This is a genomic window from Pandoraea norimbergensis, from assembly GCF_001465545.3.
Taxonomy (GTDB): domain Bacteria; phylum Pseudomonadota; class Gammaproteobacteria; order Burkholderiales; family Burkholderiaceae; genus Pandoraea; species Pandoraea norimbergensis.
Genome location: NZ_CP013480.3, coordinates 1,686,683 through 1,711,874, shown reverse-complemented (window position 1 = coordinate 1,711,874; position 25,192 = coordinate 1,686,683). Strand labels below are relative to the sequence as shown.

At 61.8% G+C, this 25,192-nt stretch carries 19 protein-coding genes and 1 tRNA gene; 4 read left to right on the top strand and 16 right to left on the bottom strand.

Features of this window, described 5'->3' with window-relative positions; translation table 11 throughout:
* Positions 1-115 precede the first annotated feature (115 nt).
* Both lhpI and AT302_RS07680 read right to left on the bottom strand, forming a co-directional pair.
* Positions 116-1,054, bottom strand: coding sequence for a bifunctional Delta(1)-pyrroline-2-carboxylate/Delta(1)-piperideine-2-carboxylate reductase (gene lhpI / locus AT302_RS07685; RefSeq protein WP_058377925.1), 939 nt, complete (start codon positions 1,052-1,054; stop codon positions 116-118).
* A gap of 34 nt (positions 1,055-1,088) precedes the next feature.
* Positions 1,089-4,562, bottom strand: a complete 3,474-nt coding sequence (locus tag AT302_RS07680; RefSeq protein WP_058377924.1) for a molybdopterin-dependent oxidoreductase — start codon at positions 4,560-4,562, stop codon at positions 1,089-1,091.
* A gap of 98 nt (positions 4,563-4,660) precedes the next feature.
* On the opposite strand from AT302_RS07680, the gene AT302_RS07675 reads away from it, so the two are divergent.
* On the top strand, positions 4,661-5,587 hold the full coding sequence (locus AT302_RS07675) for a LysR family transcriptional regulator (protein ID WP_058377923.1): 927 nt from the start codon (positions 4,661-4,663) through the stop codon (positions 5,585-5,587).
* A 68-nt stretch (positions 5,588-5,655) separates the two neighbouring features.
* On the opposite strand, the gene AT302_RS07670 is transcribed toward AT302_RS07675, so the two are convergent.
* The 3 genes from AT302_RS07670 to AT302_RS07660 form a co-directional block, all read right to left on the bottom strand.
* The gene (locus AT302_RS07670) at positions 5,656-5,955 is read right to left on the bottom strand and encodes a type II toxin-antitoxin system RelE/ParE family toxin (protein WP_058377922.1); all 300 of its coding nucleotides are present in this window, start codon (positions 5,953-5,955) and stop codon (positions 5,656-5,658) included.
* Positions 5,952-6,209, bottom strand: a complete 258-nt coding sequence (locus AT302_RS07665; protein ID WP_058377921.1) for a type II toxin-antitoxin system ParD family antitoxin — start codon at positions 6,207-6,209, stop codon at positions 5,952-5,954. Before AT302_RS07665 ends, AT302_RS07670 begins: the two co-directional genes overlap by 4 nt.
* Before the next feature lie 1,161 nt (positions 6,210-7,370).
* A tRNA-Pro gene (locus tag AT302_RS07660) sits at positions 7,371-7,447 on the bottom strand.
* Positions 7,448-7,656: 209 nt separating this feature from the next.
* Here AT302_RS07660 and AT302_RS07655 point away from each other — a divergent pair.
* Positions 7,657-8,133: a SixA phosphatase family protein gene (locus AT302_RS07655; protein ID WP_058380175.1), complete on the top strand. Its 477-nt coding sequence runs from the start codon at positions 7,657-7,659 to the stop codon at positions 8,131-8,133.
* Positions 8,134-8,312: 179 nt separating this feature from the next.
* The gene (locus AT302_RS07650; RefSeq protein ID WP_058377920.1) at positions 8,313-9,146 is read left to right on the top strand and encodes a GNAT family N-acetyltransferase; all 834 of its coding nucleotides are present in this window, start codon (positions 8,313-8,315) and stop codon (positions 9,144-9,146) included.
* A 148-nt stretch (positions 9,147-9,294) separates the two neighbouring features.
* Here the strand turns inward: AT302_RS07650 and ppx are convergent, their stop codons facing one another.
* On the bottom strand, positions 9,295-10,815 hold the full coding sequence (gene ppx, locus AT302_RS07645) for an exopolyphosphatase (protein WP_058377919.1): 1,521 nt from the start codon (positions 10,813-10,815) through the stop codon (positions 9,295-9,297).
* Positions 10,816-10,967: 152 nt separating this feature from the next.
* Here ppx and ppk1 point away from each other — a divergent pair, with 152 nt between their 5' ends.
* Positions 10,968-13,082: a polyphosphate kinase 1 gene (ppk1, locus tag AT302_RS07640; RefSeq protein ID WP_058377918.1), complete on the top strand. Its 2,115-nt coding sequence runs from the start codon at positions 10,968-10,970 to the stop codon at positions 13,080-13,082.
* Between the two features lie 100 nt (positions 13,083-13,182).
* Here the strand turns inward: ppk1 and phoR are convergent, their stop codons facing one another.
* The 10 genes from phoR to ftsH all read right to left on the bottom strand — a co-directional run bounded on the left by phoR (position 13,183) and on the right by ftsH (position 25,097).
* Positions 13,183-14,541, bottom strand: coding sequence for a phosphate regulon sensor histidine kinase PhoR (gene phoR / locus AT302_RS07635; protein WP_058377917.1), 1,359 nt, complete (start codon positions 14,539-14,541; stop codon positions 13,183-13,185).
* 128 nt (positions 14,542-14,669) lie between these two features.
* The gene (gene phoB / locus AT302_RS07630) at positions 14,670-15,371 is read right to left on the bottom strand and encodes a phosphate regulon transcriptional regulator PhoB (protein ID WP_058377916.1); all 702 of its coding nucleotides are present in this window, start codon (positions 15,369-15,371) and stop codon (positions 14,670-14,672) included.
* Between the two features lie 36 nt (positions 15,372-15,407).
* On the bottom strand, positions 15,408-16,115 hold the full coding sequence (phoU, locus tag AT302_RS07625) for a phosphate signaling complex protein PhoU (protein ID WP_058377915.1): 708 nt from the start codon (positions 16,113-16,115) through the stop codon (positions 15,408-15,410).
* A 22-nt stretch (positions 16,116-16,137) separates the two neighbouring features.
* Positions 16,138-16,920: a phosphate ABC transporter ATP-binding protein PstB gene (pstB, locus tag AT302_RS07620; protein WP_087686764.1), complete on the bottom strand. Its 783-nt coding sequence runs from the start codon at positions 16,918-16,920 to the stop codon at positions 16,138-16,140.
* Between the two features lie 59 nt (positions 16,921-16,979).
* A complete protein-coding gene (gene pstA / locus AT302_RS07615; RefSeq protein ID WP_058377913.1) occupies positions 16,980-17,876 on the bottom strand; it encodes a phosphate ABC transporter permease PstA in 897 nt (298 codons plus the stop codon).
* Positions 17,877-18,857, bottom strand: a complete 981-nt coding sequence (pstC, locus tag AT302_RS07610; protein ID WP_058377912.1) for a phosphate ABC transporter permease PstC — start codon at positions 18,855-18,857, stop codon at positions 17,877-17,879.
* Positions 18,858-18,994: 137 nt separating this feature from the next.
* Positions 18,995-20,029: a phosphate ABC transporter substrate-binding protein PstS gene (gene pstS, locus AT302_RS07605; protein ID WP_058377911.1), complete on the bottom strand. Its 1,035-nt coding sequence runs from the start codon at positions 20,027-20,029 to the stop codon at positions 18,995-18,997.
* 450 nt (positions 20,030-20,479) lie between these two features.
* Positions 20,480-21,823, bottom strand: coding sequence for a phosphoglucosamine mutase (gene glmM, locus AT302_RS07600; RefSeq protein WP_058377910.1), 1,344 nt, complete (start codon positions 21,821-21,823; stop codon positions 20,480-20,482).
* Positions 21,824-22,044: 221 nt separating this feature from the next.
* A complete protein-coding gene (gene folP / locus AT302_RS07595; RefSeq protein ID WP_237172164.1) occupies positions 22,045-22,824 on the bottom strand; it encodes a dihydropteroate synthase in 780 nt (259 codons plus the stop codon).
* Positions 22,825-23,222: 398 nt separating this feature from the next.
* On the bottom strand, positions 23,223-25,097 hold the full coding sequence (gene ftsH, locus AT302_RS07590) for an ATP-dependent zinc metalloprotease FtsH (protein WP_058377909.1): 1,875 nt from the start codon (positions 25,095-25,097) through the stop codon (positions 23,223-23,225).
* Positions 25,098-25,192 lie beyond the last annotated feature (95 nt).

Below are 25,192 nucleotides of genomic sequence, written 5' to 3'. Positions count from 1 at the left end.
TCGGCGATGCCGTACCGCGCACTGCCCGCCCCGTATTTCCGTCTAGTCCCCTGCCCCTCGGTTGCGGCACACCGCCGCCCGCCACTTTTTGCTGTCGCGCTCGACGCGATCGGTCTTATTGCGTTGCCTGCCAGACGAGCTTAGCGGCCGCCAGATCTTCCAGCGCCGTGCCGACCGCCTTGAACACCGTGCGCTCGCCAGCACCCTCGCGACGCAAGCGTCCCGCGCGGCACAGATCGGCCAGCGTGCCGCGCACGTCCTGCGCCGAGAACACACCGCGCGACATCGGGCCGAGCAGTTCGCCTGATTTCGCCAGCGCTTCCTCGGTGTCGACGAATAGCGAAGCCCCCGCAAAACACGAGTCGCTGGCCTCACGCATCTGCGGCGTGAAGCTGCCGATCAGATCCAGATGCACGCCCGGGGCAAGCCACTCGCCCTGCACCACCGGCTCGGTGGCGAGGGTCGCGCAGGTGACGATATCCGCACCGTCGACAGCCGCTTCGGCGCTCTTGCTGACGACGGCATCGAGACCCTGCTCCTGCAAGCGCTCGACAAGACGTCCTGCGGCCTGCGTATCGCGATCCCACACGCTGACATGCGTGATTGAGCGCACAGCACGGTACGCGAGCGGCACCAGCGAACCGACGCGTCCCGCGCCGAGCAGCGCAAGCTGCGACGCGTCTTCGCGCGCCAGATACGAGGCGGCCAGCGCCGAGGCGGCTGCCGTGCGGCGCGATGTGATCTCGTTGCCGTCCATCTGCGCGAGCGGCACGCCGGTACTCGCGTCGTACAGCAGATAGGTCGAATGCAGCCCCGGCACACCACGCTGTGCGTTGGCCGGCGCAATGTTCACCGTCTTGATACCCATCAGCCCGCCCGGCTGCCATGCCGGCATGATCAGCACGGTCATGCCGGCCTGCATCCCCGGTTCGGGAATGATGTGCGTGTGGCGCAACGGCACTTCGCACCCCTCGATGAACATGGTGCGCAATGCGTCCAGCAACGGGCCGAACGCCAGTGCGTCGCGAGTGGCTTGGGCGTCGATGATTTTCATGAACAAGGTTCCTCTTCGAAATGGGATGGAAATTTCAGGCGTCGATCACGACGGCTTCGCGCGGCACGGCCTGACAGGCCAGACACATGCCGGGCTCGTCGAGCGCGACGTCGCTCATGTGATCGACTTCGCCGGACAGCACGCGCACCGCGCAGCTCTCGCATTGCCCGACGCGGCAGCCGCTCGGCAATGTCAGCCCCAGCGATTCTGCAAACGACAGCAGACTGCCCTGCGACGGCGTCCAGACGGCTTCGCGTCCCGACCGGGCGAAGGTGACCGGCCATGCGGCGTCGGCATCGACACGCGGCGCGCTCGGCGAGCGGAACGCTTCCTTGAACATGTCGAACGCGGGCACGCCACGGGCGGCAAGCCCGCCCATCACGGCGGCCATCATGGGCTCCGGGCCGCACAGGTAGAAGCGTGCGCGACGGGCGATCAGGTCGTCGGACACCACGGCAGCAGACAACCGCTCGGTGGTGGCGTAATCGCGGCCAAGCACATCGGCATCGCGGGGTGCGTCGTAGTAATTGACGATGTGGATGCCGGGCAGACGCAGCGCGAGCGCCGCCAGTCTCGCCTGAAATGCGTGCGTGGCACCGTTTCGGTTCGCGTAATGCAGCCAAACCTCAGGGGTCTGCGTCGTCGCGTGTCCGGCCTGCTCCGCTTGCGCTGCCAGCGACTCGAGATAACAGAGAAACGGCGTGATGCCGATACCGCCGGCGAAGCACACAACCGGTTGTCGGGTTTGCAGCGGCAAAACAAAGCGTCCAGACGGTGCGCCCAGTTCGATGACATCGCCCACGCGCGCACCCGTGTTGAGCCAACTGGACACCGTGCCCTCGAACGCCTCGCCTTCACGCGTGCGCCCTTGCTGATGCCGCACGGCAATGCGATAGCCGCGACGCTCGCGCTCATTGGCCGGTCCTGTGAGCGAATAGGCACGAGTCAGGGGCTGCGCGTGGCCCGGAATCGGCACGCGCACGGTCACATGCTGTCCCGCCAGATAGTCGGGCAGCCCCACTTCGTCGAGCGGTTCGAACGCGATGGCGCGAACGCCGTCTGCCGCCGGGGTGAGTCCGGCAATGCGAAATCGCGCCATGCCTTGCCACGGCCGATGCGCCGGATCGCTTGCTGCATCACGTGTAATGTCGCAGCGTAATGACCGCAACGGCGACGATCCGCTGATGGGATCGATGTCCTGCGCCGTCGCCAACGCGTTGTAGTTGCTCGACTGCTCACCGGCCATGGTGAAGCCGCGACGGCCTACGCTGTCGCATGCCTGCCACCAGCCATACTCTGCGAGCACCACATCGGGCGCGAGCCCTTCGTCGAACGCGGCGCGAAAGCGAGCAACACCGGCCGGTGTCGTCACCTTCACCCAGTCGCCCGCGGCGAGTTGTTTCTGCTCTGCCAACGACGGATGCAGATGCACCACCGGGTCGGGGGCACGCATGCGCAGACTCGCGAGTCCGCGATGCTGGCTGTGGCAGTAGTAGCCGTTCTTGGTTGAGCCGAGGACCAGCGGGAAATGTGCCCCGTCGACTTCGGTCGTGGCACGCACAGCCACATGCACTGGCACCGGCGGATAGCCGTGACGCAGCAGCCGCTCGGAATACAGCTCGACGCGCCGGGTTTCGGTGGCAAACCCGCGCACGCCGCCTGCCTCGGTGCGAGCGTACTTGCGCTCGTACTGCGGCTGCGGACGTGAGATGCCCTCGGGATGCGCGCGCAGCGTCTGCACGTCGAGTCCGGTCGGGGCAAGCTGGTAATTCCAGCCGGCTTCGAGACGGCCGCCGAAGAAGGCCTCGCCCATCCCCAGCCGCACGGCGAGATCGAACACGATGTCGTTGTCGCTGCGCGATTCACCGCGCGGCGACACCATGCGCTGACGCAGTTGAATCAAGGCGTCGGCCCGGTCGTCGATTTCGAAGCCCGCACGCAGTCCTTCGCGCTCCCACGGCGTATTCACCGGCAGCAGAATATCGGCGTAACGCGCAGAGGGCGTCTCGAACAGATCGCAGTGGACGTGGAATTCGAGCGCTTCGAGCGCGTCGCGCGCCATCTCGTAGTCGGCCTGCGAAGCCAGCACATTGGTGCCGAAGCAGAACAGCGCTCGCACGCGGTAGGGATCGCCGTCGAGAATCGCCCGGTACGTGTCGCGTGCCGTCACCCAGCCACGCGCTGGCGGCCCCAGCGGGCGTTCGTCGATGCCCAGTGCTCTCGCCTGTTGCTCAGGACTCAACAGATCGTGCTGGCTGACGGCGTTCACGGGTTGGCGCGTCATCACGCGATTGCCGCCGCGCCGGTCGAAGCTTCCTGTGAGTGCATAGACGACAGCGATGGCACGCTCGATTTGCGTGGCGTTCGCATGCTGCGCGACACCGGACCAGGCGTGATAAGCCACGCGTTGGGCGCCGGTGAACAGGTTGGCTGCGGCATCGAGTTGTTCAGGCGAGACACCGCACAATTCGCTCACCGTCACCGGATCGTAATCGGCGAGCCCTTCGCAAAGATGATCAAACGCCGGCCGACAACTGATGTGCGAGCCGTCATTGGCGCTCAGGATGAATTCGCCGCGCAGGGCCGCGCGATTGGCGGCGTCGCGGCTTAGCGCGTGCGTTGTGTCGTAGGCCTGAGGCGCGCCAGTGGCCTCGTCCCAGATCACGAAGGCATCGGGAAGCGCATCGCCCGCAGGCGTCGTGTTCAGATCGCCCATGCGCAGGAAGAGGCCATTGTCGTTGCGCACGAGTAATGGGGCGTTGGTCCACCGGCGCACGAATGTCTCGTCATAGCGCCCGGTGTCGATCAGCCTGCGTGCGAGACCGAGCGCCAATGCGGCATCGGTGCCGGGGCGCACCGGCAGCCACGCGTCGGCGTCGGCAGCAAGCGGCGTTTTGCGCGGGTCGACGACGAGCAGCTTCGCGCCGCGGACACGTCCGCGCCCGATGGCGTTGGCCTGACTCAGCCAGGTACTCGTCGGGTTGTGGCCCCAGAGCATGATGACGTCCGCTTGCGCATAGTCGGCCGTCGGCATGCCGCAGCCGAACGTGAATGCGTGTGCGAAGTCTTTGTGCCAGTTGCAGATTTCCGTCGCGTAGACGGTGTTCGGGCTGCCGAACACCCGGATGAAGCGTTCGATCCAGTCGATGCTGTCGGACAACGGCGTCCCGCTCGGCGTCGTCACGCCGAAGGCCACGGCATGTGCTCCGCTTTCTCGGCGGATGTCGCCTAGCCGCGTCGCAATTTCAGTCAGCGCTTCGTCCCACGAGATGCGCTGCCAGCCGGGATCGTCTGCCCCCTTGGGCGCGGTCCGGCGTAACGGTGTCGTCAGCCGGTCGGGGTGATGCACGAGTTCAGGCGCGGCCTTGCCCTTGCGGCACATGGCAGCGCCGTTCGGATGCGACGGATCGGGTTCGACCGCAATCAGTGCATCGTTTTCCACCCGATTGAGCGTGCCGCAGCGAGATCTGCACAGCGTGCAGAACCCGGGCTTGACCTCCTGAACCATGTCCCGTCCGTCTCTATAGGAATCGATGTTCCGATGCTATACAGCGGCTCTTTTTATTACTAATATAAAAAATATACTTTGCAATATTGATTTTTTAAATGAAGCCAACCCTCCGTCAGATCGAGTATTTCGTGGCCGTGGCCGAGACTGGGCAAGTGATGCGGGCCGCCGAACGGTGCAGTGCTTCGCAGTCGTCGTTGACGATTGCGTTGCAGAATCTGGAAGTGATCGTGGGGGCGCAGTTGTTCGTCCGGCATGCGAAGGGGTTGCGCCCGACTGAGGCGGGAGAACGGTTTCTACGGCATGCGTATCGCATTTTGAACGCCACCGACGATGCGCTTCACGAAGCACGCACCTTGCCCGACGATGCTGGCGGGCGCCTGCGGCTTGCGGTCACTGAGACGATTTCGGCGTATTTGTTGCCTTCGGTGGCGAGCATGTTGTCCAAGCGTTTCCCGAATGTCGAACTCACGCTGATCGAGGGCGATCGCGAAGCGGTGGAAGCGGAGGTGCTCGCCGGCGACATCGATCTGGCGTTACTGCTGGTGTCGAATGTGGTGGCCGACGGGCTGGTCTTGCAGACGATGCTGCGCTCCACGCGCCGGCTCTGGACGAGCCCCGGGCACCCGTTGCTCGACAAGGCGAGCGTCACGCTCGACGACGTACGGGGTCAGCGGTTTCTGCTACTGGATATGGACGAACACGTGCAGACGGTCGAGCGCTATTGGCATGCAGCGCATGTTGAACCGGTCGTGCATTTCCGCACGCGGTCTATTGAATCGATTCGCAGTCTGGTGGCGCAAGGCTATGGCGTGTCGATTCTGTCGGATCTGGTCTACCGCCCATGGTCGATCGATGGTGGACGAATCTTGCGGCGGGATCTGAGCACAAGCGTGCCGTCGATGGATGTGGGACTGGTGTGGGCGAAACGACGTCCGCCCGAGGGCTTAACCGAGCGTATCGTCAGCGCGCTGCGCTCACTCATCCGCGAAATCAACGATCGCGGGCATATGGGGGTGGAGTGATGGACGCGGATGGCAACTCACTCGGCCGAAGCGCTCTTTCGCCCTCTCCAGATTCTTTGATGGAACACTTACGGGAACAGAATCGCAGCGTAGTTGCGCGCGCTGTGGATGACGTGAACGACATCGACTCGCTTTTTCGACTCGATCACGCGGTAGAAGATTTGGTAGTTACCGTGAACCCGATGACGGATTCCGTATCGCTCGTAGCGGGGCACCAACGGGAACGCGAGCGGCATGTCGGGAAGGTCCAAACATTTGGCCCGCAGCTCCTGAATGAACGTTATCGCCCGGCCAGGGTTGTCGAGCGCGATGTAATCGCCGATGGATTCAAGGTCGAAGATGGCTTCCGGGAGTATGTGAACGATCATGCCTTGTCGGTCACCATCGCCTGATACTTCCTCTCGAGTCGGTCGAACACATCAGTAGCCGGCTGGCCACGCCCAGCGTCCGAGTCAGCGACACTCCGCTCGACCACGGCATCCAGCGCCGCGAGCTGAGCTTCCCGATCCTGAATCAGTCTCACTCCCTCGCGCAGCACCTCACTCTTCGAGCCGTAACGCCCCTTCTCGACAAGCTCTGTGATGTAAGCCTCAAGCTGTCGGCCTAGTTCAGCGCTGATCATGAATTTCTCCAGTAGATATCTGGCTGCGACGCGTGTCACTTTATCATCCTTATCAATAGTTATCAAAAAATCACCTGAACCAAACCCCGACTACGCGTCGCCAGATGAAGTCCACTCCCCAAACTGCTTTCTGATCGCCGCAGCCGTTGTGTCGCGTTGTTCCAGCAAATCAAGGAGCGCATAACGGAGTCAATTTGACGAATGCGATGTGAACGCATCGGCGTGTCGCGTTGCGGGTCGCTAAGCTCCACGACAGCAGCGGGACGAACCTCGTCGCAACATGCGCATCTGCCGATTAACGAGGGCGTCGAAATTGCTTGGGGTCGTAGTAGATCTTGGCTCGGTCAAAGCGTCGAAGTTTCTTATTTCGGGTTGTCCGGGGAGAACGGACCCATCTGTCCCGCTCTATCGTCGACGGCTCGCTATTCGACGCACGGTTCATCCGCTTGCCGTTCCTCCACGCCAGTATCGTGGCAAGAATTGTGAGTGCGCTGATTGTTACAACCGCCACTACGATCCAAATCATTTGGAGCTCCAAAGCACTGAGATGGGCGCACTTTGTCTCGGCCTCCAACCCGGTTCCGCTCGACCAAACATGGGGCCGTGAAGGAACTGAGTTTAGAGGGCGATTCAACGCTTCGGCGCGAGCGCGGCGTCAGAAACCGCATCTCGTGGATAGTCAGGTGGAGGCGATTCGGCCGCTACATGGGCGCGCTATGCCTGCGTCTCATGCCACGAGCTAGGCGTAACAAATCAAAAAACTCGGAAGGTAGCCGGTTAGCCGTGGCAAAACGGTGCAAACAACACACCAGATTGCGTTGTAAGCCCCTAAGAGCCGATCGAATGATGAGTTTGGCTTACCGGGAGGAGAAGCAGGGCAACGGCAGCCTGAAGCGCCTTTTTTTGGAGCGTTGTGTCGTCGCGTGGGGAAGGTAATGCGGCTTTACGTGCGACAGGGCATGTGGGCGCTCATGGCCAGCACCTTGCGGTGATGCATTGAGCACCGCGCGGACGGAATTCGAACGCTGCCGATCAGAAGGGTGGCAGGTACACCATGGAGATGTCCCGGGGGTACTAGCGGTGCCAACGACGATTGGGAGCATCGCCCGCACAAAAACAAAAGGGGTTAGCCGAAGCTAACCCCTTCACCTTCAATCCTGCTGGTCGGAGCGATAGGATTCGAACCTACGACCCTCTGATCCCAAATCAGATGCGCTACCAGGCTGCGCTACGCTCCGACGAAGAGGGCGAATTGTAGAGGGTTCTCGGCGCTGCGTCAAATAGACGCGCCAATTCTGCAAGAATTCTTTCCGATGGCTGGCACAATGGCCATGCACTCGCTTGCGATTACGTAGTTGCCGCACGCCGCAAAAGTCTCGCCGACGGTCACGCCGCCGCCACGAAAACCCGCCATATTGGGAGGTTCAACATGCTCGAACCCGTGTCGATGAACCTGATTCTCTGGCGTCACGCCGACGCCGAAAACCTGCCCGCCACCCTCGCCCTCAGCGCGCAAGCCGATCTGGCCCGCGAACTCACCGATCGCGGCCGCAAACAAGCCGAAAAAGCCGCCCTGTGGCTGCGCGCCCGACTGCCCGAAGACACCATCATCCTCTCAAGCCCCGCCGTACGTGCCGTGCAGACCGCGCACGCCCTCACCCCCAGCCCCCGCATCGTGCGCGATCTCGCCCCCGGCGCGAACGCCATGACCCTGCTCGGCGCCATCGACTGGCCCGGCACCGCTCAGAATGTCGTGATCGTCGGCCACCAACCCGCCCTCGGCCAACTCGCCAGCCTGCTCATCAGCGGTCAGGAAGCCTACTGGACCATCAAGAAAGCCGGCATCTGGTGGCTCGCCTCGCGTCGCCGCGAAGACGAAAGTCAGGTCGTCGTGCGTGCCGTCATCAACCCCGATCTACTTTGATTTCGACCTCACGTGAAAGCGCCGGAAAGCCGGTGGAATGGCGCTTTCAAGGCATTCGCCTTGGGATCTGCCGCGTGAGATTCCAAGTTTTGTCATAGAATTGTCGCCTCCCGTTCACGGAATCGACATTGATGCTTTTTAAAGTACGTCGCAACGCGACCGTCACAAAAAGGGCCTTTATGCGCGACCTGCCGAACCCCACCATGCCGCTCTCTTCGCTGACCCCTACGTCGCGGAGGCGTCTTCCTCGTCCTGAAACGCCTGTCAAACCGAATCTGGCTGTGGCGTGGGCACGCGACGAAAGCGAGCTTCGTGAAGCCCAACGACTGAGATATCAGGTCTTCGCCGAAGAAATGGGCGCATCGGTCAAAGGCCCGGCAGGCCTGGACGTCGACGAATACGACCAATACTGCGATCACCTGCTCGTTCGCGATCAGGATTCGCTCAAGGTTGTCGGCACCTACCGCGTATTGCCCCCCGACCAGGCCAAGCGCCTCGGCCGTCTGTACTCCGAGAGTGAATTCGATCTCTCACGCCTCGACCATCTGCGCCCCAAGATGCTCGAGACCGGCCGCTCGTGCGTGCACCCTGACTACCGCAACGGTGCCGTCATCATGGCCCTCTGGAGCGGTCTGGCAGAGTACATGGTGCGTAACGGCCTGGAGACCATGCTCGGCTGCGCCAGCGTGCCCATGGCCGACGGTGGCCACTACGCCGCCAGCCTCTATCGCAAGTTGCAAGACAGCGAAAGCGCCATGGCACCCGCCGAGTACCACGCCGTGCCGCGTATCGCCCTGCCGATCAACGAACTGCAATCGGGCCTCGACGTCGAGCCGCCCGCGCTAGTCAAAGGCTACCTGCGCCTCGGCGCCCGCATCTGCGGTGCCCCGGCATGGGACCCCGACTTCAATACGGCCGACTTCCTGACGATGTTCCGCCTGTCCGACATGAACCCGCGCTACGCGCGACACTTCCTCGGACCGGAACTGCTCAGCAAACTCCAGAACGCCTGATCAAGGCCACTGACTCCCCCCAACCAATTCAGTCCTCATCAAAAGGACAAAAAAAGCCCGGCAAATTGCCGGGCTTTTTCATGTCTGCAACACCAAGTCGATTTGTTGGCGCAGAGGAACAGCGGAGAAGCGCGGGAAAACGCCCCATTCAGGCGTACACCACCTTGTAGCGCTGACCAATCTTCTCCCACTCCTGCGCCTCGCGCTGCAAGCTGTAATCGGTCAGCGGGTTCGCGTCGATCCACGCACGCGGCACCGTCACCTCAAAGCCGTCATCAAGACGATTCACCTCGATGCTCTCGGGCAGCGCGTCGATGCGGCGGCGGCAAAACAAGACCGCCAGCCGCAGGCAGAACAGCAATTGCCAGTCGACTTGCTGCGCCTGCGACGCCAGCTTGCCCAGCTTGCCAACGTGCCCCAGCAGCAACTCCGCCAGACGCGCCTGATCGGGACGCGAGAAGCCTGGCATGTCCGCATTGCTGCCGATGTAGGCCGAATGCTTGTGATAAGCGCTGTGCGAGATCGACAGCCCCATCTCGTGCAGCGACGATGCCCAACCGAGCAGCGCTTCGTCCTCTTCACGACCGTCGTCGGCATCCGTTTCGTCGCCAGCCACCGGTAATTGCCGATACAACGCAATCGCCAGACGCCCGACACGCTCAGTCTGCGCACGATCCACGCCATAGCGCCGCACAAACTGCTCGACGGTCACTGCGCGCATATCCTGATGCTGCGTACGGCCCAGCAAGTCGTACATCACGCCCAGACGCAGCGCAGCGTCGGTCGTCTCCATATGATCGACTTCAAGCTCATTGAACACCGACAGCATGATCGACAGGCCGCCCGGCAGCACCGGGATGCGATCCTGCTTCAAACCGGCCAGCTTCAGACGATTGGCATTCTCTGCCTTGATGAGCGCCCGTTTGAGCCGCTCCAGGCCACCACGGGTGAGGCCGTGCACCCCGCCGTCGTTGAAGCCGTTGGCCTCCAGCAATTCCGCCAGCGCACGCGCCGTGCCCGATGAGCCGATCGCCTGCGACCACCCCGCCTCGCGAAACGCCGACGAAATGATCTGAATTTCGCGACGCGCGGCCAGCTCGGCCTGCTTCATCGCATAGTCATCGACATTGCCGCTGGGAAAGAACAAACGGCTGTGACTTACGCAGCCGATGTACAGACTCTCCATGATCAACGGTTCGTAATCCTGACCGATAATGAATTCCGTCGAACCGCCGCCGATATCCACGACAAGTCGATTCCCCGGACAAGTCGGTACCGAATGCGCTGCGCCCGCATAAATCAGCCGCGCTTCTTCGCGTCCGGCAATCACTTCGATGGGAAACCCGAGCGCGCGTTGCGCTTCACCAAGGAAATCCTGCGCGTTCTTCGCCACGCGCAACGTATTGGTCGCGACCGCACGCACCTGATCGGGATGAAACCCCCGCAGCCGCTCGCCAAAGCGCTTGAGCACATCCCAGCCGCGTTGCTGCGACGGGTGATCGAGATACTTTTCCGCGTTCAGGCCAGCGGCAAGCCTGACCGGTTCGCGCAGCGCATCCACCTGGTAGATCTGCGTACCTGCGGAGGTTTCCTCCACCCGGCCGATGATCAGGCGAAAACTGTTCGAGCCGAGATCGACGGCCGCTAATAAAGGCGAAGGGGTACTCATGTGGGGGTGCGCCTGGGCGATGAGTGTCGAAATACGCTTTGTTGCACACGAAAAGCGTGACGCGCACTCGACAGATAAATGACGAATACGTTACAAAGTGAATATGACACGTCGTTGACAAATGTGAATGTCATATAACTGTAACAATACGGATGAAGAATTCACGCCAATCCCATGTCTTTCGCACGTTCAATATGAATTATCCGCTGCTCAATCGCGAGCTTGGCATCCTTGCGTTCAATGAACGCGTGCTCGCCCAGGCAGCCGACCCGGCCACGCCACTGCTCGAACGCCTGCGTTTTGTCTGTATCGTCAGTAGCAATCTGGATGAATTCTTCGAAATCCGCGTCGCCGGACTCAAGGAGCAGATGCGCGAAAATCCGGGCATGCTCACGCCCGACGGCATGACTTTTCAGCAAGTTTACACGCAAGTGTGTTCCCGGGCACAGGCGCTCGTGGAAAAGCAATACGCCATGTTCGGCAGCCTGATGCCCGCACTCGAGGCCGAAGGCATCGCGTTTCACCCCTCCGGCCAGTGGAACGACGCCCAAGTCGAATGGGCGCGCGACTACTTCATGCGCGAACTGGTGCCGGTACTCACGCCCATCGGGCTCGACCCGGCTCACCCGTTCCCGCGCGTACTCAACAAAAGCCTGAACTTCGCCGTCGAACTCGAAGGTAAGGACGCGTTCGGACGCGACGCGGAACTCGCCATCGTGCAAGCCCCGCGCGCCCTGCCCCGTCTGGTGCCGATGCCCGCATCCCTCGCGCCGCTGCCCAACAGCTTCGTCCTGCTCAGTTCGCTCATGCTTCGATTTTCGAGCGAATTGTTCCCGGGGCTCACGGCCAAGGGCTGCCATCAGTTCCGCGTCACCCGCAATAGCGATTTGTTCGTCGACGAAGACGAAATCACGAACCTTCGCACCGCCCTGCAAGGCGAATTGCCCGCCCGCCACCTCGGCGACGCCGTGCGTCTGGAAGTCGATTCCGGCGCGCCAGCGCGACTCGTTCGCCGCCTGCAAACGGAATGCGGCCTGACCGACTCGGATTGCTACCGCGTGAAAGGCCCCGTCAATCTCGTGCGCCTGATGCCGCTGCCCGAGATGGTCGATCGCCCCGATCTGAAATTCGCACCGTTCGTGCCGGCTTTGCCCAAGCGCATGATCGCCTCGCCGGCCATGTTCGATCTCATCGATCAGGGCGATGTGCTGCTGCACCACCCCTACGACAGCTTCCAGCCGGTGCTGGAGCTGCTGTTGCAGGCCGCCCGCGACCCTGACGTCGTCGCCATCAAGCAGACCATCTACCGCACGGGTAACGAGTCGTCGCTGATGGATGCGCTCATGGAAGCCGCGCGCAACGGCAAGGAAGTCACGGTGGTCGTCGAGTTGCTTGCCCGCTTCGACGAGGAAACGAACATCAACTGGGCTGCACGGCTCGAAGCGGTCGGCGCACACGTCGTATATGGCGTGGTCGGCCACAAGTGCCACGCGAAGATGCTGCTGGTGGTGCGCCGCACGCACGAGGGCAAGAAGACCTACCTCAAGCGCTACGTGCACCTCGGCACAGGCAATTACCACCCGCGCACGGCACGCCTGTACACCGACTTCGGCCTGATGACGGCCGATGAAAAGCTCTGCGCGGACGTGCACGTCGTCTTCCAGCAGCTCACCGGCATCGGCCGGCAGACGCAGTTGCACGGTCTCTGGCAGTCGCCGTTCACCATGCACACGCACCTGCTCGAAGCCATCCGGCGCGAAACGGAAGCGGCGGCCGCCGGCAAGAAGGCCCGCATCATCGCGAAGATGAACGCGCTGCTCGATCCGACCATCATTGCCGAGCTTTACAAGGCGTCGCGCGCCGGCGTGAAGATCGACCTCATCGTGCGCGGCGTCTGCTCGCTGCGCGCGGGCGTGCCGGGGCTCTCGGAGAACATCACCGTACGCTCGATCGTGGGACGTTTTCTCGAACACCATCGCATTTACTACTTCTATGCGCATGGCGACGAGAAGGTGATGCTCTCAAGCGCGGACTGGATGGAACGCAACTTCTTCCGCCGCGTGGAAGTGGCCTTCCCCGTGCATGACAAACGCCTGAAGGCCCGTGTGATTCGCGAGGGTCTGATGGTCCATCTGCGCGACAACACGTCCGCGTGGCTCATGCGCCCGGATGGCAGCTACCTGCGCCGTCGCGCAGGCAAGAAGCCCTTCAACAGCCAGTTGGCGCTCATGCAGGAGCTGACGCAGTACGTGCAGACGGGCAACTAACCGCGCGAACGATCGTCATCTGGGCACAAAAAAGGCGTCTGACAATTCAGTCAGACGCCTTTTTTACATTGGGATCGTGCCAGCCCGCGTGGCGAACCGCTCAACCGTTGGCAGCCACGTTCGACGGCGCGGCAGCCGGTGCCGGCAAATCCGCCGGCGCACGGTGAACCACCCGTGACGGCGGGAAATGGATGCTGAACGTGCTGCCACGCCCTTCCTCGCTCGTGACTCGCAAGTCCGCCTGATGGCGCGTAAGCACGTGCTTGACGATGGCCAGCCCCAGCCCTGTCCCGCCCGTATCACGCGACCGGCTGCGATCGATGCGATAGAACCGCTCGGTCAGGCGCGGGATATGTTCCGCCGGAATCCCCAGCCCCGAGTCGATGACGGTAAAGCGCGCACCACCATCGTCGGTCGCGCTCCAGTCGATGCAGATCTTGCCGCCCTGCGGCGTATAACGCACCGCGTTGCTCACCAGATTGCTGAAGGCACTGTGCAATTCGCCTTCGGCGCCGCGCACGTCCAACCCGTCGACACCGGTGACCTCGATCGCATGCTGGCCTTGCGAGAGCCCTTCCGCGTCGCTGCGCAGGGTGCGCATCTGCACGCCCATGTCGATCCGCTCATCCGAAGGCGGCTTGCCGCTGCCTTCGAGCTTGGCGAGCGTGAGCAGGTCGTTCACGATGCTCTGCATGCGCGATGCCTGCTGCCGCATGATCTCGACATAACGCTGAATTTCGTCGGCGGAAAGCGGCAGCTCGCCCACCGTCTCCAGAAAGCCTGAGAGCACCGTCAGCGGCGTCTTCAACTCGTGCGAGACGTTGGCCACGAAGTCGCGGCGCATGGCGTCCGTGCGCTCCAGATCGGTCACATCGAGCGAGATGATCAGCTTGCGGTTATCGCCATACGGAAACACCTGCATCGAGAGCACGTTGTTCCGCTTCACGCCCATATGCTGCATGATCAGCGCCTCGTCATAACGCTCGGACGAGAGGTAATGCACAAAGGCGGGGGTGCGCAGCAAATGGGTGATCTGTTGGCGCAGATCGCGCTTGGCATCGATACCGAAGTGCGTCTCGGCAATCGCGTTGCACCACTCGATCTGGTTATGCTCGTCGAGCATGATCACGCCGTTAGGCGAGGCCTGAATGGCCTGAATGAAGCGCGCGTGCTGCTGCTCGACCTGCTTGACCTGGTTATGCCAGCGCTTCGCGAGCTTGTGCAAACGGTAGTAGATTTCGCCCCACAGGCCGAGCGCGCTCGGCACTTCCCCGTAGACCGGGGCATCGAGCAGACGCCAGAGGCGTTGCGCGTGGTAGACGTTGAAGAAAAGCTGCACCACCAGCAAGAAAATTGCGGTGACGTAGCCTGCGCGCGCGCCGAGAAGCCAGCCCACGGCCACGGAAATGGCCGCTTGCAGGATCAGGAACGCCAGCGCACGGGCCCAAATGATATTCATAGACGATGCACAGGGGTTTGCCGCCCTTGCCCAAGGCTGACGAGACGGTCAAATGCCATCGTCAGTCGCGGGGGGAACGACGGCTGACGGCGCCGACGGCGCACGTCAGGGTTCAGCCTCGGAGCGCCTCAGACCGACTTCGTCAGGCGGTAGCCGCTGCCGCGTACGGTCTCGATCATAGCATCGTGCCCGGCAGGCTTGAGCGCAGCGCGCAGACGCTTGATGTGCACGTCCACGGTGCGCTCTTCGACGAACACGTGATCGCCCCACACCTGATCGAGCAACTGCGAGCGGCTGTGCACGCGCTCTGGATGCGTCATGAAGAAGTGCAGCAGGCGGAATTCCGTCGGGCCCAGATCGAGCTTGATGTCGCCGCTCGTCTGATGGCTCGTCACACGGTGCGTGGCCGGGTCGAGCTTCAGGCCGTTCACGCTGACCACATCTTCGGTCAGCTGCGGCGCACGGCGGCGCAACACCGCCTTGATGCGCGCCATCAGTTCCTTGGGCGAGAACGGCTTGGTGACATAGTCGTCCGCGCCAATCTCCAGGCCCATCACCTTGTCCTGCTCTTCGCTGCGCGCGGTGAGCATGATGATGGGCACGTGCTTGGTGCGCTCGTTCGCCCGCAGTTCGCGCGCGAAGGTCACGCCCGACTTGCCGGGCAGCATCCAGTCGAGCAGAACGAGATCCGGCAGGACGTCGCTAATCAGCGTGAGCGCCTGCTCGGCGTTGTACGCCCGGATCGGATAGTGACCCGCATGTTGCAGATTAACGGAGATCAGCTCGGAAATCGCCGGCTCGTCTTCTACGATCAGAATGCTGCTGGGCATCGGTTGCCTCTCAAACCTTCAGTAATGTCGAGCTTGTTATTCGCCTTGCACTTTGCGCTGCAAATCTTCGCGCGAAATGTGCCGGACGTCGGTGCCCTTGACGATGTAAATGATGAATTCGGCGATGTTCTTCGCGTGGTCGCCGATACGCTCGATGGCCTTGGCGATGAACAGGAAATCCAGGCCAGCCGAGATGGTGCGCGGGTCTTCCATCATGTACGTGACCAATTTTCGCACGAAGCCACGGAATTCATTGTCGATGGCCTTGTCGTCGCGCACGATTTCGGCCGCCGCCACGATATCCAGACGCGCAAACGCGTCCAGCGTGCGACGCAGCAACTGCGCTGCCATTTCGCCCGAGAGCTTGATCTCGGCAAAATTCACGCTCTGTGCCGCACCGTCTTCAAGCAGGTGACGCGTGCGCTTGGCAATCTTTTCAGCCTCGTCGCCTGCGCGCTCGAGGTTGGTGATCGTCTTCGAAATCGAGAGCAGCAGGCGCAGATCGCGCGCGGTCGGCTGGCGACGCGCAATGATCTTGCTGCACTCTTCGTCGATCTCGACTTCCAGCGTGTTGAGACGGTGCTCGTTGGCGATCACTTCGTCGACCAATGCACGGTCGAACCCGATGAGGCCCTGCATGGCGGTGACGATCTGCGATTCGACCAGGCCGCCCATCTCGAGGACGCGCGAGCAAACCTGATTCAGGTCGGAATCGAACTGGCTGGAAAGGTGTTTATCGTTCATGTCGCAGGTTTCCTCGTGGGGATCAACCAAAACGGCCGGTGATGTAGTCTTCGGTTTCTTTACGGTCCGGCTTGATGAAGATCTTCTCGGTCTCGCCGAATTCGATCAGTTCGCCCAGATACATGTAAGCCGTGTAATCCGAGCAACGTGCCGCCTGCTGCATGTTGTGCGTGACGATCACCACGGTGTAGTCATCCTTGAGTTCCGCAATCAGCTCTTCGATGCGGCCCGTGGAAATCGGGTCGAGCGCCGAGCACGGCTCGTCGAGCAGCAGCACTTCCGGGCGAATCGCAATACCGCGCGCAATGCACAGACGCTGTTGCTGACCGCCCGACAGGCCGTAGCCCGACTGTTGCAGCTTGTCCTTCACTTCGCTCCACAGCGCCGCCTTGGTCAGCGCCCACTCCACGCGATCATCCATTTCCGAGCGCGAGAGCTTCTCGAACAGGCGCACGCCGAACGAGATGTTGTCGTAAATCGACATCGGGAACGGGGTCGGCTTCTGGAACACCATACCGACCTTGGCGCGCAGCAGTGCGATGTCCTGCTTCGAAGTCAGCAGGTTTTCGCCGTCCATGTTGATTTCGCCCTCGGCGCGTTGCTCCGGATACAGGGCGTACATCTTGTTGAACGTGCGCAGCAGCGTGGACTTGCCGCAACCCGACGGGCCGATGAAGGCCGTGACCTTGCGGTCGGGAATGCGCAGGTTGATGTTCTTGAGCGCGTGGTATTTCTCGTAGAAGAAGTTCAGGTTCTTGACTTCGATCTTCGAGGGCAGCTTGATTTCTTGTGTCGGATTCGTCATGGTCTGTCTCAGCCGTCAGGTATGCGTTATGTCGTCGCGTCGTTTGTTGTCGCGTTCGGTTACTTCTTCGCGAACAGCGTGCGCGCCAGAATGTTCAGGAACAGCACACCAAGGGTGATGATGAACACGCCTGCCCAGGCAAGCGCCTGCCACTCCGCAAACGGGCTCATGGCAAATTTGAAGATGGTGACCGGCAGGTTGGCCATCGGCTGGTTCAGGTTCAGCGACCAGAACTGATTCGAGAGCGCCGTGAACAGCAGCGGTGCCGTCTCGCCGGCGATACGCGCCACGGCCAGCAACACGCCCGTCACGATACCTGCCATCGACGCCTTCAACGTGATCTTCACGATAATGCGCCACTTCGGCGTACCCAGTGCGAAGGCCGCTTCGCGCAGGTTATTCGGCACCAGCTTGAGCATGTTCTCGGTCGTGCGAATCACGATCGGCACTTGCAGCAGCGCCAGCGCGATGATGCCGGCCCATGCCGAGAAGTGGCCCATCTGCGCAACCACCAGGGCGTAGACGAACAAGCCGATCACGATCGACGGCGCCGACAAGAGAATGTCGTTGATGAAGCGCGTGATGCTTGCCAGCCACGACTTCTGGCCGTATTCCGCCAGATACACGCCAGCGAGAATGCCCAGCGGCGTGCCGATCAGCGTAGCCACGCCGACCATGATCAGGCTGCCGGCGATGGCGTTGGCAAGTCCCCCGCCTGCCGTATTCGGCGGCGGCGTCATTTCGGTGAACAGCGACAGCGACAGGCCGCCGATGCCCAGCGAGAGCGTGGTGTAGAGAATCCACAGCAGCCAGAGCAGGCCGAAGGCCATCGCCGCGAGCGACATCGCGATCGCGAAGACATTTTTGCGGCGGCGGTAGGCTTGCAGCCGCACGCGGGTAAAGGCGTCGGTAGGCTTCACGTCGGGCGTTTCCAATTCGAGCGCTTGTTGGGTCATTTATTTACCTTCGCCCTTTTCGAGGCGCAGCAGCATGAGCTTGGACAGCGCCAGCACCACAAAGGTGATGAAGAACAGAATCAGGCCGAGTTCCATCAGGGCCGCGGTATGCAGACCGGGGCCGGCTTCGGCGAATTCGTTGGCGAGTGCCGAGGTAATGCTGTTCCCCGGCGAGTACAGCGAAACGTTGTCGAGCAGGTTCGTGTTACCGATCACGAACGTGACAGCCATGGTCTCGCCGAGCGCGCGGCCCAGACCGAGCATGACGCCGCCGATGACACCCGTCTTGGTGAACGGCAGCACCACACGCCACATCACTTCCCAGGTCGTGCAGCCGATACCGTAGGCCGATTCTTTGAGCAGCACGGGCGTCACTTCGAACACGTCGCGCATGACCGAGGCAACGTACGGAATGATCATGATCGCGAGGATCACGCCGGCCGGCAGAATACCGATGCCCAGCGGCGGGCCCTGGAACAGCGCGCCGATCACGGGCACGTTGCCAAGCAGGCCTTGCAGCGGCTTCTGGAAGTACTGGCTGAAGATCGGGGCGAAAACCAGCAGACCCCACATCCCGTAGACGATGCTCGGAATGGCGGCCAGCAGCTCGATGGCGGTGCCCAGCGGGCGACGCAGCCATACGGGCGAGAGTTCAGTGAGAAACAGCGCAATGCCGAAGCTGACCGGCACAGCGATAAGAAGCGCGATGATCGACGTCACGATCGTGCCGTAGATCGGCACCAGGGCCCCGAACTGATCCGCAGGAGGATCCCATTCTTTGGTCCACAGGAACGCGAAGCCGAACTTCTGGATGGACGGCAGTGCGCTCACGATGAGCGACACGATGATCCCGCCCAGCAGGAGCAGCGTGATAACGGCGGCGGCGCGGGCGATCAGTGCGAAAAGGATGTCGCCAGCGGAAGACGGAGCCCGCTGCGTAGCGGCGCCCGGCGTTGCGAGGGGGCTGGTGGCTTCTGCCATGATGTCGTCTCTTTCGTGAGACGCGCCGCCAGCCGTTGCCGGATCAACCATCAGGCGGCGGCGCGGGCGGCGCGGATAAAGCAGGTCTGGAGCACCGCGCTACGCCGCAAAGCGTGGCACGGTGCCGGGCAGGCGTCTTAGATGCCAGCCTTGTTGGCCGAATCGGCCACCTTTGCCTTCCAGCCGGCGCGGATTTGCTTCAGGACATCTTCCGGCAGCGGAATGTAGTCCAGTTCCGTCGCGGTCTGGTTGCCGTTCTTGAACGACCAGTCGAAGAACTTCAGCACTTCGGCGCTTTGCGCTTCCTTGCCGGCGTCAGCCTTCTGGTGCAGCAGCACGAACGTGGCAGCCACGATCGGCCACGACTTTTCGCCCGGCTCATTCGTCAGGATCTGATAGAACGTCTTCGACCATTCGGCGTGACCGGCAGCCGTCTTGAACGTTTCGGCGTTCGGCTCGACAACCTTGCCAGCGGCGTTGGTCAGGGCCGTGTACGTCAGCTTGTTCTGCTTGGCGTAGGCCGATTCCACGTAGCCGATAGCGCCCGGCAGACGTTGCACGAAGGCGGCGACGCCGTCGTTACCCTTACCGCCCGTACCCGTCGGCCAGTTCACCGTCGTGCCTTCGCCAACCTTGCTCTTCCATTCGGCGTTGACCTTCGACAGGTAGTTCGTGAACACGAAGCTCGTGCCCGAACCGTCGGCGCGGCGAACCACGGCGATGTCGGTGTCCGGCAGCTTGACCTTCGGGTTCAGCTTGGCGATGGCCGGATCGTTCCACTTCTTGATCTTGCCCAGGTAGATGTCGCCGAGCAGTTCGCCCGACAGCACCAGTTCGCCCGGCTTCACGCCCGGAACGTTGATCACCGGCACGATGCCGCCAACCACCGTCGGGAACTGGAACAGGCCTTGCTTGGCCAGCTCTTCGTCCGTCAGCGGGGCGTCAGAACCGGCGAAATCGACGGTCTTGGCTTGAATTTGCTTGATGCCGCCCGAGGAGCCGATACCTTGATAGTTGACCTTGTTCGAGGTCGCCTTCTGGTACGAATCGGCCCACTTCGTGTAGATAGGGGCCGCGAACGTGCTACCGGCGCCGGTAATCTCGCCCGCAATTGCGCCAGCGGCGAACAGTGCGCCAGCCAGGCCGGCAATCGCAGTCTTCATCAGCTTCATGGATTTCTCCGAGTGGTGTGTACAGCGTGTGGATGGCTCGAAGAATAGAGTCCGAATGTGACAATCATGTGTCATTTCCGGATATTCACCATCTGACTGTCATCTCACCGCCCCGGGATTGTCATATTCGACACAGTGCGCAGCGTCGATGACGTTTTCGTGAAACCCAATATCGACGCGGGTTTCAGAGCTTTCCTATGACGATGAATCCAGCTTGGCGGGGGCTTTGAGGGGATGTGTCATTACCGTGACACTGTCGGAATTGGTCTTACGACGGACGGCAGGCTGTCACAAATGTGACAGTGGGGGGAGAGAGTGGGAGGGATGCAACAGGCATGGCATCCCAACATGGGAATGTTTGCGCTGCTGCCGTCGGTGCGGATAAATTGGCCCCGACGGCAGTGACGGTAACGCTGATTTCAGGAACGGCGAGCCCGTTGGGCGGCGGACTTAGGTCGCCGACTTCACAATGTCGGCCAGTTGCTGAGCGAACGCCGTCGCTTGCGACTCGTCGCGGGCTTCGACCATGACGCGCAACACCGGCTCGGTGCCCGATGCACGAATCAATACGCGGCCCGAATCGCCCAGCTTTGCCTCGATGGCATCGCGCTCGGCGGCCAGACGCGTATCGGCCAGCCAGTCGTAACCGACCGGCGTGCGCACGTTGATCATGTGCTGCGGGAACAGGCGCACCCCTTCAAGCAGCTTTGCCAGCGGCTTGTTATCGGCGCGGCGAACGGCGGCGAGGACTTGCAATGCCGAGACGATGCCGTCGCCGGTCGTGTGCTTGTCGAGACAAAGAATGTGGCCCGAACCTTCGGCACCGATCTGCCAGCCGTGCTTGTAGAGCTGCTCCAGCACGTAGCGATCGCCGACCTTGGCCCGCACAAACGGCACGCCAAGGCCCTTGAGTGCCACTTCCACGGCCATGTTGGTCATCAACGTGCCGACGGCACCCGGGACACTGCCGTGTTCCAGACGGTCCTTGACCAGCAGATAGAGCAATTCGTCGCCGTTATACAGCCGGCCCGCGCCGTCGACGATCTGCACGCGGTCTGCGTCGCCGTCCAGCGCCACACCGATGTCGGCGTGGTTGGCGCGCACGGCACGCATGAGGGCGTCGGGCGAGGTCGCACCGCAGTCTTCATTGATGTTGAAGCCATTCGGCTGATTGCCGATGGCAATGACTTCCGCGCCCAGTTCATGGAACACGTGCGGCGCGATGTGATAGGCCGCCCCGTTCGCGCAATCGACCACGATCTTCACGCCACGCAAGTCGAACTCGTTCGGGAACGTGCTCTTGCAGAATTCGATGTAGCGTCCGGCGGCGTCGTCCAGACGGCGAGCCTTGCCCAACTGCTCGGAGCGCACACAGCTCATCGGGTTGTCGAGCTCGGCCTCGATTTGCAGTTCGGTCTCGTCCGGCAGCTTGTTGCCGTTGGCCGAGAAGAACTTGATGCCGTTGTCGTGATACGGATTGTGCGAAGCACTGATCACCACGCCGGCCGCCAGACGCAGCGCACGCGTCAGGTAAGCCACGGCCGGCGTTGGCATCGGACCGGCCATCATCGTGTCGACACCCGCGGCAGCAAAGCCCGCTTCGAGCGCGGCTTCCAGCATATAGCCCGAAACACGCGTGTCCTTGCCGATCAGCACAGTGGGGCGGCCCAGTAACTGGTTGCCGGCCAGCACGCGGCCCGCGGCATATCCCAATCGAAGCACGAACTCCGGCGTAATGGGCCCCTCGCCCACCGTGCCGCGAATCCCGTCGGTGCCAAAATAGCGTCGTTTCATCGTTGCTTCATTCCCTGTTGGCGCGTCATGACCGTGAAAGGTCCTGTCGCGCGCTTCTTTCCCATTGCTTTCGTTGTGAACGATTTTCTTAGCCGGGCGAGGTTTGCGCTAGCTGACATTTTTGACCAGAGACGTCCCAGTCACGTCCCCTTGCCCCCTGCCCCTTGCCCCCTGCCGGCCACATTCGGCCTCGCTGGCAACTCGCCAGCAGGTCCGCGATCTTACTCGGCGTCGCGTACGGCTTGCCACACCTTGAGGGCGTCGACCGTTTCCGCCACATCGTGAACACGCACGACCGCGGCGCCACGATCCGCTGCGCACATTGCCGCGGCCACACTCGCCACCTGACGCTCCATCGGCGTCTGCCTGCCGGTGATCTCACCCAGCATGCGCTTGCGCGACATACCGACCAGCAGGGGCAAACCATCGCGCGAGAGCACGCGCAGGTGCTTGAGCAAAGCGAGATTATGCGCAAGATTCTTGCCAAATCCGAATCCCGGATCGAGATAGAGACGTTCCGGCGCAACACCTGCGGACATCATCGCGTCGACGCGACCATCGAGAAACGCCGCCACTTCGGTCACGACATCGGTGTAGATCGGCGCGTCCTGCATGGTTTTCGGGTCGTGCAGCATGTGCATGATGCACAGCGCTGCTTCGCTATCGCGCACGGCGTCCACGGCGCCCGGCTGCTGAAAGCCCCAGATATCGTTGATCATATCGGCGCCTGCGGCCAGAACCGCACGCATCACACCGGGCTTGTACGTGTCGACGGAGAGCGGCACGCCGCAGTCACGCAGGGCCTCCACAAGCGGGACGACGCGCTCGAGTTCGGCGGCTTCCGGCAACGCCTCGGCGCCCGGGCGTGTGGATTCTCCACCGATGTCGAGGATGTCCACACCGTCGGCAATCAGTCGTTCGGCATGACGCAACGCCGCGTCACGGGCAGCAAACTTGCCGCCGTCGGAGAACGAGTCAGGCGTGACATTGAGAATGCCCATGACGTGCACACGCCGCGCGTCGAGTCGAAAACGCGGCCCTAGGGCCAGCGTGTCGGGCTTTGCGGGCGGAGTAGTGTCACCAGCGACGGCAAACGTCATGTCGTCGGTCGGGGGAACGGAGGATGGCAGCGGCTCGGTGGACATTCGAAAACTCGTGGCTCGGTAGGACCTTATCGTATATGGCCGTAATGTTACCGGATTCACTTCGTGTATCGACCACGGAAACACTCGGTAACACGGAATTTCAGAATTCCTGACATCCCTTCATCGGACGCTTCACCGAACGCTTCATCGGCCGATAGTCACGGGTGCCAAAGCAAAAAGGCCGGCAATTTGCCGGCCTTTTTACTGGATACTTCCTGAACTGCTATCGGTCAACTCACCGAACGGCGTCTGTCTTAGACGGTTGCCGGCGTGTTGCTTGGCTTGAGCGGCGGATTGCCACCCGATGCGCCACCGCTCGACGGACCATTCTTCGGGGGACGCGGCGGGCGCCCTTCCATGATGTCCTTGACCTGTTCGGCGTCGATCGTTTCCCAGTCCATCAAGGCTTGGGTCATCGTTTCGACCTTGTCGCGGTTGTCTTCCAGCAGCTTGCGGGCCAGTGCGTATTGTTCGTCCAGAATGCGGCGAACTTCCGCGTCGACCTTTTGCTGCGTGGCTTCCGACACCGACTTGGCCGACATCCGGCCAAACATCGAGTCCTGCTCGGTATCGACGTAGACCATCGGGCCCAGGGCGTCAGACATACCGTAACGGGTCACCATGTCGCGAGCCAGCTTAGTGGCGCGCTCAAAGTCGTTCGAAGCGCCCGTCGACATCTTATTCAGGAACACTTCTTCTGCTGCACGGCCGCCGAACAGCATGGCGATCTGCACGAGCATCGTGTCGCGATACTCCGAGTACTTATCGTGCTCCGGCAACTGCATCGTCACGCCCAGCGCCCAGCCGCGCGGAATGATCGTCACCTTGTGCACCGGGTCAGCGCCCGGCAGCGACATGGCCACCACTGCGTGGCCCGACTCGTGGTAAGCGGTCGCCTTGCGCTCTTCGTCGCGCATGACAGCCGACTTGCGCTCCGGCCCCATGAAAATCTTGTCCTTCGCGTCTTCAAAATCGAGCATCTCGACGATGCGCTTGTTACGGCGCGCGGCAAACAATGCCGCTTCGTTCACGAGGTTCGCCAGATCGGCACCCGACATACCCGGCGTGCCACGTGCGATCACCGACGCGTCGACGTCGTTCGAAATCGGCACCTTGCGCAGGTGCACCTTCAGGATCTGCTCACGGCCGCGGATATCCGGCAGACCGACGTAGACCTGACGGTCGAAACGGCCCGGACGCAGCAATGCCTTGTCCAGCACGTCCGAACGGTTCGTTGCGGCGATCACGATGACGCCCGAGTTGGCTTCGAAGCCGTCCATTTCGACGAGCATCTGGTTCAACGTCTGTTCGCGTTCGTCGTTACCGCCGCCCATGCCGGCGCCGCGATGACGGCCGACCGCGTCGATTTCGTCGATGAACACGATACACGGCGACTGCTTCTTGGCGTTTTCGAACATGTCGCGAACACGGGCAGCGCCCACGCCGACGAACATTTCAACGAAGTCCGAACCGGAAATGCTGAAGAACGGCACCTTCGCTTCGCCAGCAATGGCGCGCGCGAGCAGCGTCTTACCGGTCCCCGGCGGGCCAACCAGCAGCACGCCACGCGGAATACGGCCGCCCAACTTCTGGAATTTCTGAGGATCTTTCAGGAAGTCGACCAGTTCGCCGACTTCGTATTTGGCTTCGTCGCAACCGGCGACGTCCGCAAATGTGACCGGATTGGCGTTTTCATCGATGAGACGCGCGCGGGATTTGCCGAAGGAGAAGGCACCGCCCTTACCGCCGCCCTGCATCTGCCGCATCATGAAGAACCAGAAGCCGATGATCAGCAGCGTTGGTCCGAGGTAATACAGTGCGGACATGAGCACGTTCGGCTCGTCGTCGGCTTTACCCGAGACTTGCACGCCGTACTTCATGAGATCGCCCACCATCCAGATGTCGCCCGGCGACACGATGGTGTATTTCTGGCCGTCGCTCGGCGTCACCTGAAGGCTACGCCCTTGCACTATCACGTTCTTGATCTTGCCGTTCTTGGCATCGTCCATGAACTGGGAGTACGTCACGCCCTCCTGGACGTGCGGCTTGTCGAACTGTTTAAAAACAGTAAACAAGACCAGCGCGATGACTAACCACACCGCCGCTTTGGAAAACATATTATTGTTCAAAGCGTTGCTCCTTCATGAAATCGCTTCGCGCCAGGAATTCATTCTAATCCACTCGCAGGCGCACCGCCATAGTGATTCTCTACCGCCAACATAGC

Excerpts from the sequence above, each read along its gene's own strand:
- lhpI (WP_058377925.1), bottom strand. The coding sequence starts at position 1,054 with ATGAAAATCATCGACGCCCAAGCCACTCGCGACGCACTGGCGTTCGGC.
- AT302_RS07680 (WP_058377924.1), bottom strand. The coding sequence starts at position 4,562 with ATGGTTCAGGAGGTCAAGCCCGGGTTCTGCACGCTGTGCAGATCTCGC.
- AT302_RS07675 (WP_058377923.1), top strand. The coding sequence starts at position 4,661 with ATGAAGCCAACCCTCCGTCAGATCGAGTATTTCGTGGCCGTGGCCGAG.
- AT302_RS07670 (WP_058377922.1), bottom strand. The coding sequence starts at position 5,955 with ATGATCGTTCACATACTCCCGGAAGCCATCTTCGACCTTGAATCCATC.
- AT302_RS07665 (WP_058377921.1), bottom strand. The coding sequence starts at position 6,209 with ATGATCAGCGCTGAACTAGGCCGACAGCTTGAGGCTTACATCACAGAG.
- AT302_RS07655 (WP_058380175.1), top strand. The coding sequence starts at position 7,657 with ATGAACCTGATTCTCTGGCGTCACGCCGACGCCGAAAACCTGCCCGCC.
- AT302_RS07650 (WP_058377920.1), top strand. The coding sequence starts at position 8,313 with ATGCGCGACCTGCCGAACCCCACCATGCCGCTCTCTTCGCTGACCCCT.
- ppx (WP_058377919.1), bottom strand. The coding sequence starts at position 10,815 with ATGAGTACCCCTTCGCCTTTATTAGCGGCCGTCGATCTCGGCTCGAAC.
- ppk1 (WP_058377918.1), top strand. The coding sequence starts at position 10,968 with ATGAAGAATTCACGCCAATCCCATGTCTTTCGCACGTTCAATATGAAT.
- phoR (WP_058377917.1), bottom strand. The coding sequence starts at position 14,541 with ATGAATATCATTTGGGCCCGTGCGCTGGCGTTCCTGATCCTGCAAGCG.
- phoB (WP_058377916.1), bottom strand. The coding sequence starts at position 15,371 with ATGCCCAGCAGCATTCTGATCGTAGAAGACGAGCCGGCGATTTCCGAG.
- phoU (WP_058377915.1), bottom strand. The coding sequence starts at position 16,115 with ATGAACGATAAACACCTTTCCAGCCAGTTCGATTCCGACCTGAATCAG.
- pstB (WP_087686764.1), bottom strand. The coding sequence starts at position 16,920 with ATGACGAATCCGACACAAGAAATCAAGCTGCCCTCGAAGATCGAAGTC.
- pstA (WP_058377913.1), bottom strand. The coding sequence starts at position 17,876 with ATGACCCAACAAGCGCTCGAATTGGAAACGCCCGACGTGAAGCCTACC.
- pstC (WP_058377912.1), bottom strand. The coding sequence starts at position 18,857 with ATGGCAGAAGCCACCAGCCCCCTCGCAACGCCGGGCGCCGCTACGCAG.
- pstS (WP_058377911.1), bottom strand. The coding sequence starts at position 20,029 with ATGAAGCTGATGAAGACTGCGATTGCCGGCCTGGCTGGCGCACTGTTC.
- glmM (WP_058377910.1), bottom strand. The coding sequence starts at position 21,823 with ATGAAACGACGCTATTTTGGCACCGACGGGATTCGCGGCACGGTGGGC.
- folP (WP_237172164.1), bottom strand. The coding sequence starts at position 22,824 with ATGGGCATTCTCAATGTCACGCCTGACTCGTTCTCCGACGGCGGCAAG.